This is a genomic window from Pseudomonas sp. 43(2021) (assembly GCF_017490805.1).
Taxonomy (GTDB): domain Bacteria; phylum Pseudomonadota; class Gammaproteobacteria; order Pseudomonadales; family Pseudomonadaceae; genus Aquipseudomonas.
Map to the genome: position 1 here is coordinate 103,165 of NZ_JAFGYJ010000002.1, position 17,099 is coordinate 120,263.

The 17,099-nt window shown below is 62.7% G+C and carries 14 protein-coding genes and 1 tRNA gene; 9 read left to right on the top strand and 6 right to left on the bottom strand.

What is annotated here, in order from left to right; translation table 11 throughout:
* Positions 1-4: 4 nt before the first annotated feature.
* Positions 5-80 (bottom strand) — tRNA-Val (locus tag J5M71_RS02020).
* A 217-nt stretch (positions 81-297) separates the two neighbouring features.
* Here J5M71_RS02020 and rdgC point away from each other — a divergent pair.
* The 3 genes from rdgC to sugE all read left to right on the top strand — a co-directional run bounded on the left by rdgC (position 298) and on the right by sugE (position 2,918).
* Complete coding sequence (gene rdgC, locus J5M71_RS02025; protein WP_207829237.1) at positions 298-1,218, top strand: recombination-associated protein RdgC; 921 nt, start codon at positions 298-300, stop codon at positions 1,216-1,218.
* A 186-nt stretch (positions 1,219-1,404) separates the two neighbouring features.
* Positions 1,405-2,370, top strand: coding sequence for a bile acid:sodium symporter family protein (locus tag J5M71_RS02030; RefSeq protein WP_207829239.1), 966 nt, complete (start codon positions 1,405-1,407; stop codon positions 2,368-2,370).
* Between the two features lie 230 nt (positions 2,371-2,600).
* On the top strand, positions 2,601-2,918 hold the full coding sequence (gene sugE, locus J5M71_RS02035) for a quaternary ammonium compound efflux SMR transporter SugE (RefSeq protein ID WP_023379200.1): 318 nt from the start codon (positions 2,601-2,603) through the stop codon (positions 2,916-2,918).
* Positions 2,919-2,925: 7 nt separating this feature from the next.
* Here sugE and J5M71_RS02040 read toward each other — a convergent pair whose 3' ends face one another.
* Positions 2,926-4,803 carry a 1-acyl-sn-glycerol-3-phosphate acyltransferase gene (locus J5M71_RS02040; RefSeq protein WP_207829242.1) on the bottom strand — a complete coding sequence of 626 codons (1,878 nt, stop codon included), beginning with the start codon at positions 4,801-4,803 and terminating at the stop codon, positions 2,926-2,928.
* Between the two features lie 272 nt (positions 4,804-5,075).
* On the opposite strand from J5M71_RS02040, the gene J5M71_RS02045 reads away from it, so the two are divergent.
* Both J5M71_RS02045 and J5M71_RS02050 read left to right on the top strand, forming a co-directional pair.
* Positions 5,076-6,254, top strand: coding sequence for an MFS transporter (locus J5M71_RS02045; protein WP_207829244.1), 1,179 nt, complete (start codon positions 5,076-5,078; stop codon positions 6,252-6,254).
* A 231-nt stretch (positions 6,255-6,485) separates the two neighbouring features.
* Positions 6,486-9,962, top strand: coding sequence for a hybrid sensor histidine kinase/response regulator (locus tag J5M71_RS02050; RefSeq protein WP_207829251.1), 3,477 nt, complete (start codon positions 6,486-6,488; stop codon positions 9,960-9,962).
* On the opposite strand, the gene rmuC is transcribed toward J5M71_RS02050, so the two are convergent.
* Positions 9,934-11,307: a DNA recombination protein RmuC gene (gene rmuC / locus J5M71_RS02055; RefSeq protein ID WP_207829543.1), complete on the bottom strand. Its 1,374-nt coding sequence runs from the start codon at positions 11,305-11,307 to the stop codon at positions 9,934-9,936. The two genes, J5M71_RS02050 and rmuC, sit on opposite strands and share 29 nt — an antisense overlap.
* 292 nt (positions 11,308-11,599) lie before the next feature.
* Entirely contained in the window at positions 11,600-12,019 is a 420-nt protein-coding gene (locus J5M71_RS02060) for a sel1 repeat family protein (RefSeq protein WP_063911568.1), read from the bottom strand.
* A gap of 950 nt (positions 12,020-12,969) precedes the next feature.
* Between J5M71_RS02060 and J5M71_RS02065 the strand changes: the two genes are divergently transcribed.
* The 3 genes from J5M71_RS02065 to J5M71_RS02075 all read left to right on the top strand — a co-directional run bounded on the left by J5M71_RS02065 (position 12,970) and on the right by J5M71_RS02075 (position 15,352).
* Positions 12,970-13,194: a hypothetical protein gene (locus J5M71_RS02065; protein WP_003257337.1), complete on the top strand. Its 225-nt coding sequence runs from the start codon at positions 12,970-12,972 to the stop codon at positions 13,192-13,194.
* Between the two features lie 249 nt (positions 13,195-13,443).
* A complete protein-coding gene (locus J5M71_RS02070; RefSeq protein ID WP_025338041.1) occupies positions 13,444-13,926 on the top strand; it encodes a hypothetical protein in 483 nt (160 codons plus the stop codon).
* A gap of 145 nt (positions 13,927-14,071) precedes the next feature.
* Positions 14,072-15,352 carry an outer membrane protein transport protein gene (locus tag J5M71_RS02075; RefSeq protein ID WP_207829260.1) on the top strand — a complete coding sequence of 427 codons (1,281 nt, stop codon included), beginning with the start codon at positions 14,072-14,074 and terminating at the stop codon, positions 15,350-15,352.
* Positions 15,353-15,394: 42 nt separating this feature from the next.
* Here J5M71_RS02075 and J5M71_RS02080 read toward each other — a convergent pair whose 3' ends face one another.
* Complete coding sequence (locus J5M71_RS02080) at positions 15,395-16,324, bottom strand: LysR family transcriptional regulator (protein ID WP_207829269.1); 930 nt, start codon at positions 16,322-16,324, stop codon at positions 15,395-15,397.
* 114 nt (positions 16,325-16,438) lie between these two features.
* Here J5M71_RS02080 and J5M71_RS02085 point away from each other — a divergent pair, with 114 nt between their 5' ends.
* The gene (locus J5M71_RS02085) at positions 16,439-16,699 is read left to right on the top strand and encodes a DUF2798 domain-containing protein (RefSeq protein ID WP_207829272.1); all 261 of its coding nucleotides are present in this window, start codon (positions 16,439-16,441) and stop codon (positions 16,697-16,699) included.
* Between the two features lie 22 nt (positions 16,700-16,721).
* Here the strand turns inward: J5M71_RS02085 and J5M71_RS29525 are convergent, their stop codons facing one another.
* The gene (locus tag J5M71_RS29525; RefSeq protein WP_279382363.1) at positions 16,722-16,856 is read right to left on the bottom strand and encodes a hypothetical protein; all 135 of its coding nucleotides are present in this window, start codon (positions 16,854-16,856) and stop codon (positions 16,722-16,724) included.
* Positions 16,857-17,099 lie beyond the last annotated feature (243 nt).

Consider the following 17,099-nt stretch of genomic DNA (forward strand, 5'->3'; position numbering starts at 1 on the left):
CGAGTGGTGGGTGATGACGGGATCGAACCGCCGACCCTCTGCTTGTAAGGCAGATGCTCTCCCGGCTGAGCTAATCACCCTTCGTCTCGGTGTGGCGCGCATTCTACGGACGGCCCTGTACCCTGGCAAGCACTTTTTTAACTTTTTTCAAAAAAAACCTCAGGCCTTTCAAAGACCTAGCGTTGCTACGCGCATCTTTACCTCCAGCAACCGCTACTGGCACTCCGACAGGGTTGGCCTGAGAGCACCGCTCGGAGAATAATGCCCGCCTTATGCATTAAGGAGAGATTGCCCCTCATGTGGTTCAAGAACCTGCTGACCTACCGCCTGACCCAGGATGTCCCATTCGAGCCTGAAGCGCTGGAAGCGGCCCTGGCCAGCAAGCCAGCCCGCCCCTGCGCCAGCCAGGAGCTGACCACCTATGGTTTCGTCGCGCCGTTCGGCAAAGGCGAAGACGCTCCCCTGGTGCATGTCAGCGGCGAGTACCTGCTGATTGCCGCACGCAAGGAAGAGCGCATCCTGCCCAGCAGCGTGGTCAACGACGCGGTGAAGGAGAAGGTCGAAGAGATCGAGACCGAGCAGATGCGCAAGGTCTATAAAAAGGAACGCGACCAGATCAAGGACGAGATCATCCAGGCCTTCCTGCCGCGCGCGTTCATTCGCCGCTCGATGATCTTCGCCGCCATCGCCCCGCGCCTGGGCATGGTCCTGGTCAACTCGGCCAGCGCCAAGCGTGCCGAAGACCTGCTGTCGACCCTGCGTGAAGTGATGGGTTCGCTGCCGGTGCGCCCGGCCACCGTGAAAATCGCACCGGTTGCCACCATGACCGATTGGGTCAAGTCGCAGGAAGCTGCCGAAGGCTTCTATGTGCTGGACGAATGCGAACTGCGCGACACCGCCGAAGACGGCGGCATCGTGCGCTGCAAGCGCCAGGACCTGACCGGCGAGGAAATCCAGCTGCACCTGAGCACTGGCAAGGTGGTCACCCAGTTGGCCCTGGCCTGGCAGGACAAGCTGTCGTTCATCCTGGATGACAAGATGGTGATCAAGCGCCTGAAGTTCGAAGAGCTGCTGCAGGAACAGGCCGAGCAGGATGGTGGCGACGAAGCTGCCCAGCAGTTCGATGCCAGCTTCCAGTTGATGATGATGACCTTTGCCGAATTCCTGCCGGTGCTGTTCGAGGCGCTGGGTGGGGAAGAGATTCCGCAAGGGGTCTGATGTGTTTTGAAATGCCGGTGCTGGCCTGGGAGATATCCTCAGACAGTACTGGCCTCTTCGCGGGCTTGCCCGCTCCCACAGGTACACCACCGTTTCTGAAGACTGTGGCGTACCTGTGGGAGCGGGCAAGCCCGCGAAGAGGCCAGTGAAATTCTTGAAGCTGTAAAATGGAAAAGGACTTGCCCCATGCGTGCCCTCGCCGCCCTCAGCCGCTTCGTCGGCAACACCTTCGCCCTGTGGGTGCTGGTGTTCGCCGTGCTGGCCTTCCTGCAACCGCAATGGTTCATCGCCCTGAAGGTGGCCATCGTGCCGCTGCTGGGGCTGGTGATGTTCGGCATGGGCCTCACCCTCAAGCTCGATGACTTTGCCGCCCTCGCCCGCCAGCCCTGGCGGGTGATGCTGGGGGTGGTCGCGCACTTCGTGATCATGCCGGGCGTGGCCTGGCTGCTGTGCCAGCTATTCCACCTGCCGGCGGAAATCGCAGTAGGCGTGATTCTGGTCGGTTGCTGCCCGAGCGGCACGGCGTCGAACGTGATGGTCTGGCTGTCCAAGGGCGACCTGGCGCTGGCGGTGGCGATCGCTGCGGTGACCACCCTGCTCGCCCCGCTGTTGACCCCGGCACTGATCTGGTTCCTCGCCTCCGCCTGGCTGCCGGTGTCCTTCATGGACATGTTCTGGTCGATCCTGCAGTTGGTGATGCTGCCGATCGTGCTCGGCGTGCTGGCCCAACGGCTGCTTGGCGCCCGGGTGCAGGCGGCGGTGCAGGTGCTGCCGCTGGTGTCGGTGGTGAGCATCGTGATGATCGTGTGCGCGGTGGTGGCGGCCAGCCAGGCCAAGATCGCCGAGTCGGGGCTGCTGATCATGGCGGTGGTGGTATTGCACAACAGCTTCGGCTACTTGCTGGGGTACTTGACCGGCAGGCTGTGCAAGCTGCCACTGGCCCAGCGCAAGTCGCTGGCACTGGAGGTGGGCATGCAGAACTCCGGGCTGGGCGCAGCACTGGCGGCGGCGCATTTTTCGCCGCTGGCTGCGGTGCCGAGTGCGTTGTTCAGCGTTTGGCACAATATTTCCGGGGCGCTGCTGTCGACCTGGTTCCGGCGCATGGGGGAGCCTGTGGCCGAAGCTGAAGGTGGGGAGCCGGCCAGGCATTGATGGTGTCTGCACTGGCCCTTTCGCGGGTAAACCCGCTCCCACAGGTACTGCGCAGGTATGAAAATTGTGGAGATTCCTGTGGGAGCGGGTTTACCCGCGAAGAGGCCCGCACAGGCTTGCCCAGAGGGCTGCATATGTGCACCATGGTACCCACTGCGAGGACGACCTCGCGACGCACCGCGTGACCACTCCGGGGACGGCCCCATCATTTACAACGATGGAGACGCTCCATGTCCTGGATCATCCTGTTCTTCGCCGGCCTGTTCGAGGTCGGCTGGGCCGTCGGCCTGAAATACACCGACGGCTTCAGCAAACCACTGCCCACCGTCCTCACCGTCGCCGCCATGGCCATCAGCCTGGGCCTGCTGGGCCTGGCCATGAAAGAGCTGCCGCTGGGCACCGCCTATGCCATCTGGACCGGCGTCGGCGCCGTTGGCACGGTGATCGCCGGCATCATCCTGTTCGGCGAGTCCATGGCCCTGGTACGCCTGGCCAGCGTGGCGCTGATCGTTACCGGCCTGGTCGGCCTGAAAGTCAGCGCCAGCTAACGCCCCCCTAGCGGAGGTCGCCGCGCAGGCGGCTGACCTGCTCACGCAACGCTTCTGGCTGCGCCGCTTCCACCGGGATGGCGGCGCCTGCCACGATGGTCACCCGCGACCACAGGCGCTTGAAAAAACCTTTGGCCGGGTCCCGGCTGAAGAAGCTGCCCCACAGCCCCTGCAACGCCAACGGAATGACCGGCACCGGAGTTTCTTCGAGGATGCGGTTGACGCCGCCCTTGAACACATCGATTTCGCCGTCCCCGGTCAGCTTGCCCTCCGGGAAGATGCACACCAGCTCGCCATCGGCCAGATACTCGGCAATGCGCGCGAAAGCACGCTCGTAGATAGCCTGGTCTTCGTTGCGCCCGGCAATCGGGATGGCGCCTGCGGTGCGGAACACGAAGTTGAGCACTGGCAGGCTGTAGATCTTGTAGTACATGACAAAGCGTATCGGGCGGCGGATCGCCCCGCCCAGCAGCAGTGCATCGACGAACGACACATGGTTGCACACCAGCAACGCCGCACCTTCGTCAGGGATGCGCTCAAGGTCGCGGTGCTGCACGCGGTACATCGAATGGCTGAGCAGCCAGATCAGGAAGCGCATGGTGAACTCGGGCACGATCCTGAAGATATAGGCGTTGACCGCGATGTTGAGCAGCGACACCACCAGGAACAGCTGCGGGATGGTCAACTCGGCCAGGCCCAGCAGGATGATGGTGAGTACTGCCGAGACCACCATGAACAGGGCATTGAGGATGTTGTTGGCTGCAATCACCCGAGCGCGCTGGTCTTCGGCGGTGCGGGCCTGGATCAGTGCATACAGCGGCACGATGTAGAAGCCGCCGAACACCCCGAGGCCAACGATCGACAGCAGGATCCACCAGGCCTGGCCCATGCCCAACAGCGTCAGCCAGTCGTGCGGTACTGCCGCAGCAGGTACATCGCCGGAGTGCCACCACCACAGCAGGCCAAACAGGCTCAGGCCGAACGAGCCGAACGGTACCAGGCCGATTTCCACCTTGCGCCCGCTCAGCCGCTCGCACAGCAGCGAACCCAGGGCGATCCCCACCGAGAACAAGGTCAGCACCAGGGTCACCACCGTGCCGTCACCGTGCAGCCAGTCCTTGGCGTAGGCCGGGATCTGCGTGAGGTAGATGGCACCGACGAACCAGAACCACGAGTTGCCGACGATCGAACGCGACACCGCCGGCGGCTGCCCCAGGCCCATGCGCAGGATCGCCCACGACTGCTTGAAGATGTTCCAGTCCAGCGGCATTTGCGGTGAGGCGGCAGCGGCCCGCGGGATCCAGCGGCTGGCCAGGTAGCCGAGCACGGCGGTGCCGACCACGCCACCGGCCACCACGGTGGCATAGCTGTCGGCCGACATCATCACCCCGGCGCCGATGGTGCCGGCGAGGATGGCCAGGAAGGTACCGGTTTCGACCAGGCCGTTGCCGCCGACCAGTTCTTCCTCGCGCAGGGCCTGCGGCAAGATGGAGTACTTCACCGGCCCGAACAGTGCCGAGTGGGTCCCCATGCCGAACAATGCCACCAGCATCAGCCCCAGGTGATTGGTGATGAAACCGAGTGCGCCGACCGACATGATCGCGATCTCGGCCAGCTTGATCGCCCGGATCAGCGCGTCCTTGGCGAACTTCTCGCCAAACTGCCCGCCCAGCGCCGAAAACAGGAAGAACGGCAGGATGAACAGCAGGGCGCACAGGTTGACCCAGATCGAACGGTCACCGTCGCCCAGGCTGAGCTTGAACAGGATCGCCAGGATCAGCGACTGCTTGAACAGGTTGTCGTTGAAGGCACCCAGCGACTGAGTGATGAAAAACGGCAGGAAACGCCGCTTGCCGAGCAAGGTGAATTGCGAGGAGTGACTCATCGTCCTTGGTCCTGAGGGCTTTTCAATTGGAGGCGCGCCGGGCGCGACAAGCCACAAATCTGCATGGGAAATACGCTGGCTGGCAAGCGCTCGAGGATTTTGGAGGACTGTACCGGCCCTTTCGCGGGCACGCCCGCTCCCACAGGAATATCACATGCCTTGAGGGCAGCGCCGTACCTGTGGGAGCGGGCGTGCCCGCGAAAGGCCTGCGCAGCAGGCCTCTGTTGGCATATGCTGCCCCTCCGGCAAAACAGAACAACAAGGATGTGGTCATGCTCGCCGCCATAAAACGCTACCCGCACACCGTTCGCCTGCTGCTTACCACCACCTTCACCCTCACTGTCGCCCGCGCCCTTACCCTGCCCTACCTGGTGGTGTACCTGGCCGACAACTTCCAGCTGCCGATCAGCCAGATCGGCCTGCTGATCGGTGGCGCGCTGATCATCGCCTCGCTGCTGAGCCTGTATGGCGGTCACCTGGTGGATACCTTGCGCAACCACACACTGGTCAGCGCCAGCACCCTGCTGTTTGCCCTGGCCTTCGTCGGCGCGGTCGTCAGCAACTCGGCGCTGCTGTTCTTTCTCTGCCTGGTCCTGATCAACCTGGCCCTGGCAGTGGTCGACATCGCCGCCAAGGCGGGCTTCTGCGCGTTGCTGCCGGTGGAGGAACGGGCCGAAGTGTTCGCCATCAAGTACACCCTCAGCAACGTCGGCTACGCGGCCGGCCCGCTGCTGGGCGTGGCCATGCTGGAGTTGAACGACCATATGCCGTTCATCGCCTCTGCCCTGCTAGGCCTGAGTATGTGCCTGGCCTACTGGCGCCTGGGTGATCGCAGCCTGCAGGCCAGTGCGCCGGACAAGCCCGGGGTCGGCTTTGCCCAGGTGGCGCTGGGGCTGGCCCGTGACCGGCGGCTGGTATGCTTCACCCTGGGCGGGGTGCTTAGCGCAGTGGTGTTCGGCCAGTTCACCGCCTACCTGTCGCAGTACCTGGTGGTGACCAGCAGCCCGGCCGAGGCAGCGCGCCTGGTCGGTTACCTGGTGACCACCAACGCGGTGACGGTGATTGCCCTGCAGTACCTGATTGGCCGACGCATCAGCCGTCAGCGCCTGATGCCCTGGCTGCTGGCCGGCATGGGCCTGTTCATCGCCGGGCTGCTGGGCTTTGCCCTGGCCGGCTCGGCGCTGGCGTGGTGCCTGGCGATGCTGGTGTTCACCCTGGGCGAGATCATCGTGATCCCGGCCGAGTACATGTTCATCGACCTGATCGCGCCGGAGCACCTGCGTGGGGTGTATTACGGTGCGCAGAACCTGTCCAACCTCGGCGCGGCGCTGGGGCCGGTGATGGTGGGGTTTGCCCTGGTGCACCTGTGGCCGGGGGCGATCTTCTACCTGCTGGTGTTGTCGGTGATACTGGCAGGGGTGTTTTATTGGCTGGGTACCCGTAAAGGATGATGTTTGCTCTGCTGGCCTCTTCGCGGGTGAACCCGCTCCCACAGGGACAGCGCCGCTTTCGAAGCCTGTGCCGTACCTGTGGGAGCGGGTTCACCCGCGAAAGGGCCGGCACAGGTTAAAGAGAACCCTGCGACCACCTGCCACTGCGACCATCGTCTGCGCTGACGAAGCGGCACCTGCGTGCCAGACTGATTGATCGGGACCGCGTTATCTTTTTGCTTCGGAGTCTTCATGTCGTTGTCCAGCGGGCTGATCGCCGTGGTCGCCCTGGCCTATATGGCCATCATGTTCGCCATCGCCTTCTACGGCGACCGCCGCAGCACGCCGTTGCCGCCGAAGCTGCGTGCCTGGGTGTACAGCCTGTCGCTGGCCGTGTACTGCACCAGCTGGACCTTCTTCGGCGCGGTCGGCCAGGCCGCCGAACAGCTCTGGGCATTCCTGCCGATCTACCTGGGCCCGGTGCTGCTGCTGATCTTCGCGCCCTGGGTGCTGCAGAAGATGGTGCTGATCAGCAAGCAACAGAACATCACCTCGATCGCCGACTTCATCGCCGCGCGCTACGGCAAGTCGCAGTCCCTGGCGGTAGTCGTGGCGCTGATCTGCCTGGTCGGCGTGCTGCCGTACATCGCCTTGCAGCTCAAGGGCATCGTGCTCGGCGTCAACTTGCTGATCGGCGCCAATGCCGACGCCACAGGCACCCGCGTGCAGGACACCGCGCTGGTGGTATCGCTGGTACTGGCACTGTTCGCCATCGTCTTCGGTACCCGCAGCCTGGACGTGACCGAACACCACCGTGGCATGGTCCTGGCAATTGCCTTCGAATCGCTGATCAAGCTGCTGGCCTTCCTCGCCGTCGGCATCTTCGTCGTCTTCAACCTGTATGACGGCTTCGACGACCTGTTCAACCAGGCCCGCCAGTCGATCCACCTGCAGGACTATTGGCAGGAGACCATCAACTGGCCGTCGATGGTGGTGCAGACCGCCGTGGCGATGATGGCGATCATTTGCCTGCCACGGCAGTTCCACGTCACCGTGGTGGAAAACATCGAACCCCAGGACATGCGCCTGGCGCGCTGGGTGTTCCCGATGTACCTGGCGCTGGCCGCTTTGTTCGTGGTGCCTATCGCCCTGGCCGGGCAGATGTTGCTGCCGGGCACGGTGATCTCGGATTCGTTCGTCATCAGCCTGCCGCTGGCCGAAGCACACCCGAGCCTGGCCCTGCTGGCATTCATCGGTGGCGCCTCGGCGGCAACCGGCATGGTCATCGTCGAGGCCGTGGCGCTGTCGACCATGGTCTCCAACGACATGCTGCTGCCCTGGTTGCTGCGCCGTACCAACGCCGAGCGGCCATTCGAGGCGTTCCGCCACTGGATGCTCTCGGTTCGCCGGGTGACCATCGTGGTGATCCTGCTGCTGGCCTATGTCAGCTACCGCCTGCTGGGCTCCACCGCCAGCCTGGCGACTATCGGCCAGATCGCCTTTGCCGCCGTGACCCAGCTGACCCCGGCCATGCTCGGTGCGCTGTACTGGAAGCAGGCCAACCGCCGTGGCGTGTTCGCCGGCCTGGCCGCAGGTATTTTCCTGTGGTTCTACACCCTGGTGCTGCCAATTGCCGCGCACAGCGTGGGCTGGTCGCTGCAGCTGTTCCCAGGGTTGGCGTGGCTGCACGGCAACCCGCTGAATCTGCCGATCAGCCCGCTGACCCAGGGCGTGGTGCTGTCACTGGCGGGCAACTTCACCCTGTTCGCCTGGGTCTCGGTGCTGTCGCGCACACGGGTTTCCGAGCATTGGCAGGCCGGCCGCTTCATCGGCCAGCAGACCAGCGCCAGACCCAGCAGCAAGCCGCTGCTGGCGGTGCAGATCGACGACCTGCTGACCCTGGCCTCACGCTTTGTCGGCGAGGAGCGCGCCCGGCAGAGCTTCATCCGCTTCGCCTACCGCCAGGGCAAGGGCTTCAACCCCAACCAGAACGCCGATGGCGACTGGATCGAACACACCGAACGCCTGCTGGCCGGTGTACTCGGCACCTCATCGACCCGCGCCGTGGTCAAGGCCGCCATCGAAGGCCGCGACATGCAGCTGGAAGACGTGGTGCGTATCGCCGACGAGGCCAGCGAGGTGCTGCAGTTCAACCGCGCCCTGCTGCAAGGCGCCATCGAAAACATCAACCAGGGTATCAGCGTGGTCGACCAGAACCTGCACCTGGTGGCCTGGAACCGCCGCTACCTGGAACTGTTCAACTATCCCGACGGGCTGATCAGCGTGGGCCGGCCGATTGCCGACATCATTCGCTACAACGCCGAGCGTGGCCTGTGCGGCCCCGGCGAGGCGCAGGTGCATGTGGCGCGGCGCCTGCACTGGATGCGCCAGGGCCGTGCGCACTCCTCCGAGCGCTTGTTCCCCAATGGCCGGGTGATCGAACTGATCGGCAACCCGATGCCGGGCGGTGGCTTCGTCATGAGCTTCACCGACATCACCCCGTTCCGCGAGGCCGAGCAGGCCCTGCGCGACGCCAACGAAGGCCTGGAGCAACGGGTGGCGGAGCGTACCCACGAGCTGTCGCAACTGAACCAGGCGTTGTCCGAAGCCAAGAGCCGTGCCGAAGCGGTGAGCCAGTCCAAGACCCGCTTCCTGGCCGCGGTCAGCCACGACCTGATGCAGCCGCTGAACGCTGCCCGGCTGTTCTCCGCCGCCTTGTCGCAGCAGGCCGAGGGCATGAATGAAGAAGCCCGGCAACTGGTACAGCACATGGACAGCTCGCTGCGCTCGGCCGAAGAGCTGATCAGCGACCTGCTGGACATCTCGCGCCTGGAAAACGGCAAGATCACCCCGGATGCCAAGCCCTTCGCCCTCAACGAACTGTTCGACACCCTGGGCGCCGAATTCAAGGTGCTGGCCGCCGAGAAGGGCCTGGAATTCCGCCTGCGCGGCAGCCGCCTGCGGGTGGACAGCGACATGAAGCTGCTGCGCCGGGTACTGCAGAACTTCCTGACCAACGCCCTGCGTTATGGCAAGAGCCCGATCCTGCTGGGCGCACGGCGCCAGGGTGAACAGTTGTGGCTTGAGGTGTGGGACCGCGGCCCGGGCATCGCCGACGACAAACTGCAGGTGATCTTCCAGGAGTTCAAGCGCCTGGACAGCCACCAGACCCGCGCCGAGAAGGGCCTGGGCCTGGGACTGGCGATCGCTGATGGCCTGTGCCGGGTACTTGGACACAAGCTGGAAGTGCGCTCGTGGCCGGGCAAGGGCACGGTGTTCCGCGTCAGCGTACCGATTGCCCGCCAGGCCGCGCCGGTGCCCAGCGCCCCAGTGGAACAGGGCGGCCAGCCGCTGGCCGGGCTGCAGGTACTGTGCGTGGACAACGAAGACAGCATCCTGATCGGCATGAACAGCCTGCTCAGCCGCTGGGGGTGCCAGGTGTGGACCGCGCGCAACCGCGCCGAATGCGAAGCCCTGCTGGCCAAGGGCATGCGCCCGCACCTGGCGCTGGTGGACTACCACCTGGACGACGGCGAGACCGGTACCGGGCTGATGGGCTGGCTACGCGCGCGCCTGGGTGAACCGGTGCCGGGCGTGGTGATCAGCGCCGACGGCAGCAAGGAAACCATCGCCATGGTGCATGCCTCGGGCCTGGACTACCTGGCCAAGCCGGTCAAGCCGGCGGCCCTGCGCGCCCTGCTCAATCGCCATCTGAGCCTGGTTCAGTAAGCGCTTCGTCCGGCAACGCCTCGTCGGACAGCGCCCGCTCCAGCAGGTCGGCCGGCAGGCTCTTGCTGGCACGGGCGCCCAGCAGCTTCAGCTGTTCGCTGCGGCTGACCAGGTTGCCGCGCCCTTCGCACAGCTTGTTGCGCGCGGCGGCATAGGCCTTGTCCACCTGCTGCAAGCGGTTGCCCAGTTCGTCCAGGTCCTGGATGAACAGTACGAACTTGTCGTACAGCCAGCCGGCACGCTCGGCGATCTCGCGGGCGTTCTGGCCCTGGCGTTCCTGCTTCCACAGGCTGTCGATCACCCGCAGGGTAGCGAGCAAGGTGGTCGGGCTGACGATCACGATCTGCCGGTCGAAGGCTTCCTGGAACAGGTTCGGCTCGGCTTGCAGGGCCGCCGAGAAAGCTGCCTCGATCGGCACGAACAGCAGCACGAAATCCAGGCTATGCAGGCCTTCGAGGCGATTGTAGTCCTTGCTCGACAGGCCTTTGACGTGGCTGCGCAGCGACTGCACGTGCTGCTTGAGCGCAGCCTCGTCGTTGCCGGCGACGAACTGCTGGTAGGCGGTGAGGCTGACCTTGGCATCCACCACCACCTGCTTGTCACCGGGCAGCATGATCAGCACATCGGGCTGGAAGCGCTCGCCGTCTGCGCTCTTCAGGCTGACCTGGGTCTGGTATTCGCGGCCCTTTTCCAGGCCGGCATGCTCCAACACCCGTTCGAGGATCAGTTCCCCCCAATTACCCTGGGTTTTCTGCCCTTTCAGGGCCTGGGTCAGGTTGGTGGCTTCATCGGACAGGCGCAGGTTGAGTTGCTGCAGACGCTCCAGCTCCTTGCCCAGCGAGAAGCGTTCGCGGGCTTCCTGCTGGTAGCTTTCCTCCACGCGTTTTTCGAAGGCCTGGATACGCTCCTTGAGCGGGTCGAGCAACTGGCCGAGATGCTGCTGGCTGGTCTGGGCAAAGCGCTGCTCGCGCTCGTCGAAGATTTTGGTGGCCATGTCGGCGAACTGGGCGCGCAGGGTATCGCGGGCTTCCTGCAGGTCCTCCAGACGCTGCTGGTGGCTTTCCTGCTGCTCGCGCAGTTCGGCGTCCAGGCGTGCAGTCTGGGCCTCCAGGCGGCGCAGTTCGGCTTCGCGGTTGGCGCGCTCGAGGTTCCAGGCGTGGGCGGCGTCCCGGGCATTGTCGCGTTCGATCTGCAGCAGTTCCAGCTCACGGCCCTGGGCGGCCAGCTGGGTCTGCTTGACGGTGTTGGCTTCGCTGAGGTCGCTGACCTCGTCGCGGCAAGCGTCCAGTTGCGCCTGCAGGCCGGCCTGGGCCAGCTGGGCAGCATTGAGGCGCTCTTCGAGCAAGGCCTGCTCGCCTTGTCGCGCGCCCTGTCGGCGCTGCACCTGCATGACCCAACCCAGGCAGGGCAATGCACCTGCCACCAAGCCCAGCAGAATGCTGGCCAGATCCACTGTCATGCTTACCCCGAATGATCCTGGATGAATGCAGCGCAGCTTATCAGCCTGAGCGATGTGTTGCCTGTTCCGGCCTCTTCGCGGGTAAACCAGCTCCCACAGGGATTGCACAGTATCCGAGGTATAGCTATTCCGGTGGGAGCGGGTTTACTCGCGAAGAGGCCAGAACAGGCAACCCACCTCAGGCATGGAACCACTGCCTCAAAAGCCGCCGCGCTTCCTGCGACCCCTGCCCCGCCGCCAGCTCCAGCCAGTACCGCGCCTGCTCCGGCTCGCTGTGCTGGCACAGCCGCGCATACTCCAGTTGCGCCCGCCGATCACCGGCGCGGGCGGCCTGACGCAGCAGTTCATGGCCAATACGCCGGTCACGGGCATTGCCGCAATCACGACACAACATCTGCCCCAGGCGGCTTTGCGCCACTACCACACCCTGGCGCGCCGGCTGCTTCAACAGGCGCCCGGCCAGGTGCTTGACCTGCGGCTTGTCACCCAGGCGCGGGTTGTCGAGCAGCCACAAGGCCACTTTGAGGGAGAAACGTTTGGGGGGAGGCGCAGGCGTCGATGCAGCAGGGCTGGCGAGGTGTTTACCGCGAAACTTCATGAGCAACAGGTTTGGCAACTCGAAAGGCGCGCCACTCTACCCTTTTTTCTGCGCCCTGGCCTTTCGATTTCCGGAGAATTGAAAAAAATTTCAACGATCTTTTCTTGACGTTTTCAAGTGGATGACCAACTGGTCTCTCCGAGCATGTCGATTGTCGGACAGTTCGCTGTATTGCTGGCACGCCCGTCCTAGAGCAAGCGCGTGGGACAATCCACAGTTCCTGTGGATAACTCGGTGGACAACCCCCTCCCATACCCCGCAAACCCCCGTAAATTGGGGCTTTCGGTCAAACTGACGATTTTTTCACCAGCTAAAAATAGTGTTTTTTTTCATTGACTTAACCGCCCAGTCAAGGCATTGGCGAGGCTGTCGCGGCGTGTTGCCGGGCAGTTACAAGCGCTGCCCGGAATGTGAACAAGTGCACCATAAACCTTCACTTGAGTGCACAAAATCGGTACATCAGGCCGGTTGCGGGCCTTTTACCCCCTCTTCCCAGCAGTGCAAATACACGCCATACTGCTCGGCTCACCTGAACAAACATGAAAGGCTTGCCAAGCGCCTGTATTTTCGGTAAGGTGCCCCTCGTTAGTACCAAGCTGAAAGTCAATTCTGGCCTCAAGTGTCCTTGCAGACCCGCTCCCCCCAAGAGTGACGCTGCTGAAACCAGGACCGGCCTTTTCGATGATTCACTCGCCAGCCCTGCGCTGTTCAAGCACGAATCACGTGACAATTGATCAGGATCCCACACCGACGGCCTAGAACCTTGGCCACGGCGTGCTGCCTGCCCTCTGAAGTACCTACCAGTCAGCCCATGCGCCCACTTTTGATTGCGCTCCCTCTGGCTGCCCTGTTCCAGTCAGGTTCGTTCGTCCCTTAATAAAGGCGTCACTGGAACGTTTCTATCATGCACGGATCATAACCCCGTGTTTAAAGCAGGAACCTCCAACAATATGCAAACTCATCATCAGATTCAGGCTGCCATTGGCACCCTCTCCCAGGCCTTCTCGCCGTTGAAGTGCCTTATCGTTGCCCCTCGCAAAGGCAGCTTCAGCTTCACCCTGGTAGACGAACACGGCGTCGCCTGCCACACCGAGCGCCTGTACCCCGAACAGTACAGCCGCAGTGAACCGCTGCAGGCGGTCATCGCCCGAACCCGCCAGTCGCTCACCGCGTGAGCGGCGAATACTGCGGTATTCAAGCGCTGAATCATTCCATCGCAAGCCTGCCTGAATGTTCCAGGCATAATTGCCTTAAGGCATATAGCCCGGTACGTCAGGCAGCAATTGATTTAAAAACAGCCCTTTACACCACGATTATCACACTAGACTTCAACTCGAGCGGTGCTTACCGCTTCCGGCGGGCCTGATCACTCACCAGCTGCCAAGCTCCAGCGCCCGTCCGGCCCTTACCTGCTCGAGGGCATCATGGGTATCGCGGCGAATGAATTGTGTCAGTATGTGATACGACCCACTCTGGTCTACCTGAACCGTCACTGCGCCAGCGCCGAAGCCTTGTTGCTGGGCATCGCCGCCAGCCAGTCGGCCCTGGGGTCGGCCTTGCACGACCGACGTGGGCATGGCCTGTACCGCATCGGCGAACACCGCCACCAGGCAATCTGGGACGACTACCTTGCCCGTGACCCCGACCTGGCCAGCCTGGTCCGCGGCCTGGCCAGCCAGCACGCCTTCCTCGGCGGCCCGCACCTGGAACTCACCGTCAACCTGCGCTATTCCACAGCCATTGCCTGGATGCTCGTCGAAGAGCAGGCCACGCCACTGCCTGCCGCCGACGACCTTCTCGCGCTGGCACGGATCTGGCGACAGATTTTCAACCCCCAAGGTCGCCTGCGCGACTTCACCCACGCCTGGCATACCTGCATAGACCAGAGATTGCCGCAGGCATCTTAAGACGTGTCCTACAAAGTACCCGGAAAAAAGGGAATTTTGGTCGGATTGTCCTACAAAACCGCTCTATCTCCTGCGATTGAGGCTATAGCGCGGCGCGTGAATTGTTGGTAGCTTTTCGCCCCGGAGATCCCAAGGAGTTCTAATAATGAAAAAAGTAATGCTCAAAGCCTCCCTCGGCGTTGCCGTTGCACTTGCTTCCAGCCAACTGCTCGCCGCAGGCTTCGCGCTGAACGAACAAAGCATCAGCGGCATGGGAACCGGTTTTGCGGGACGTTCGTCTTCTGCCGAAGATGCCAGTACGGTGTATGGCAACCCTGCAGGCATGTCGCGCCTGAAGCGCGAACAGGTCACCGTGGGTGGCGCAGCCGTCATTGCCAAGTCTGATATTTCGGGTCGTGGTAGCAATTTCGGGGGGGAAACCGATGGCGACATGGTCCCGGTCGTGGGCGTGCCCATGGGTTACTACGTCAAGCCGATCGATGATCATTGGAGCGTTGGTTTCGGTGTTTACGTGCCATACGGCCTGATCACCGACTACGGTAGCGGTGACGCAGCCCGCTACTGGGGCAAGAAGAGCAAGGTCGAGGTTGTCACCTTCCAACCAACCATCAGCTACGCCTTCAATGACAAGGTGTCGATCGGTTTTGGCCCGACCATCAACCGCATCAAGGGTGAGCTGGGCTCGAACCTGGCCAGCAAGGCGCTGCTGGGCCCCACCGGCCCTGATGGCGAAATCAAGATCAAGGGCGACGACACCGCGATCGGTTACAACATCGGCGTTCTCGTACAAGCTACAGACCGTACCCGTCTGGGTCTGACCTATCACTCGATGGTCGACTACAAGCTTGAAGGCGATACCCGTGTTTCCTACCCGATTCCCCAGCTTGGTCTGAACGGCAAGTTCGACGCCAGCCTGAAAATCAAGACGCCGGAGTCGGTGGACTTCTCGGTCACCCATGAACTGGATGACCACTGGACGCTCTATGCCGGTAGCACCTGGACACGCTGGAGCCGCCTGGAGAGCATCGTTGTCAAGAACGAAGCACCAGCGGGTTACCCACTGCAGACCATCACCGAAGAGCAGAACTGGCATGACACCTGGGCACACGCCATTGGTGCGGCCTACAAGGTGAACAAGGAATGGACCCTGCGTGCAGGCTTCTCCGTCGACCAATCGCCGACCAACAACCACGATCGTTCGCCGCGCATTCCTACCGGCGATCGTAAGGCAGTCAGCTTTGGTGCCGGTTGGAGCCCGAACGATGACATGACCATCGATGTTGCCTACTCGTACCTGTGGGAAGAGGATACCAAGGTCAACAATGTGTCCGGTTCGCCGACACAACAGGCGTTGAAAGGCACCTATCAGGCCAAGTATGAGAACAGTGCTCACGGTATCGGTGCATCCCTTACCTACCGCTTCTGATTCGTACGCGTTACATGAAAAACCGCCCTCGTGGCGGTTTTTTCATGCCTGCATCTGCCAACTGTCGCCCAGGCATTCGCGCAGGTAGTCCATGAACACACGCACTTTAGTGGTCATGGCGAAGCGGTCGGCCAGGCACAGGTAGATATCCATCGGTTCGGTCTGGGCATAGGCCTGGCCGCTATCGCTGTATTCGAACAACGGTACCAGCGCCCCAGCGGCCAGATACGGCCGCACGATGAACTCGGCCAAGCGGGTGATGCCGCCATCGTGCAGTGCCATCTGGGTCAGGGCATCGATGTCGTCGCTGATCAGGACACTGCCGAACTCTGCCTCGAACCGCAGCCCGTCGCGCATGAACCCCCAACGCAGGAAGCGCCCATCCACCGGGTAGCGGAACACCAGGCAGCGGTGGTCACGCAAGGCCTCGGGCGTGGCCGGCACGCCGGCGTCTTGCAGGTAACCGGGCGAGGCACAGCAAATGAACGGGATACGGGCGATGTGCCGGGCCAGCAACTGGTCTTCCAGTTGTGGGGCAATGCGCAGGCTCACATCCACATCTTCCCGCGCATGGTTGACTCGGCGATCAGTCGTTACCAACTCTATCGAAAGCAGGGGGTAGCGGGCACTGAATGCGGGTATCAAGGGTGCCAGGACGTGACGACCGAAGGCGGACGTCGAGGCAATGCACAGCCGCCCCTGGGGTTCGCTGTCGGGGGTGGTGACGGCCTGTTCGGCCAGGGCCAGGTCGCGCTCGATGTGCCTGACGCGTTGGTAGTACTGGGTACCGGCGGGCGTCAGCGCCATACTGCGTGTGGTGCGGCTGAGGAGGCGAACCTGCAAGTGGCCTTCCAGGCGTGCCAGGTTCTGGCTGACCGCGGCCGGGCTCAGGCCCAGGTTGCGGGCGCCGGCGGCGATACTGCCGGCTTCGACCACCTTGATGAAGCAGCGAATGGCATTGAGCAGGTCCATGCTGAGCCCCTGGATTCGTAAGAATCTCTTTATAAAGAACTCAATACGACTGGTCTACAGGTGCTGCCCGGTGCGTTGCTAACCTGCGCCTCTACTTATCTTTCAGGAGTTCGCATGAGCAACCTGCCCCAGGCACGCAGCCGACGCAAATTGCACCCGGGCGCCACGCCCTACGTTTTTGCCTTCTACATGTCGTCGATCATGGCACTGTTGATGTGTTTCGTGATCACTGCAGCGAATGCGGGGGTCAACCCCGAATACCTCGGCAACGTGCTGAAGGCGTACCAGTTGGCAATGCCTGTGGCGTTCGTTTGTGTGTTGATGGTCAGGCCGGTGGTGGTGCGGTTGGTGGCGATTACGGTGCATGCAAAGTGAAATAACCCGAAACCCGGCCACGTTACCTGCTTTTGACTTTGATCTTGATCTTGATCTTGATCTTGATCTTGATCTTGATCTTGATCTTGATCTTGATCTTGATCTTCGCGACTTCAGGAGGCCGAACGCAGGCCTTGCGGAGGGAGGTGACGGGCATGGATGCCCGTCAAGCGCTGGGCCCCAGGATGGGGCCTGCAGCGCGGTCCTCCCGGGAGCAAGGCCGGAGTGAGGGAACCCCGGAGCGCAGCGCAGGGGCCGGATGATGGGAGCGCAGCGTTTTTTGGTTACTTTTTGTCGCGTTTGACAAAAAGTGACTCGCCGTAAGGGCGAAAAGGTGAGTAAGCGTCGCCATCGTAAATGGACTATGCGCGAGATCAAAACCAGCACTTTTCCGCTCTTC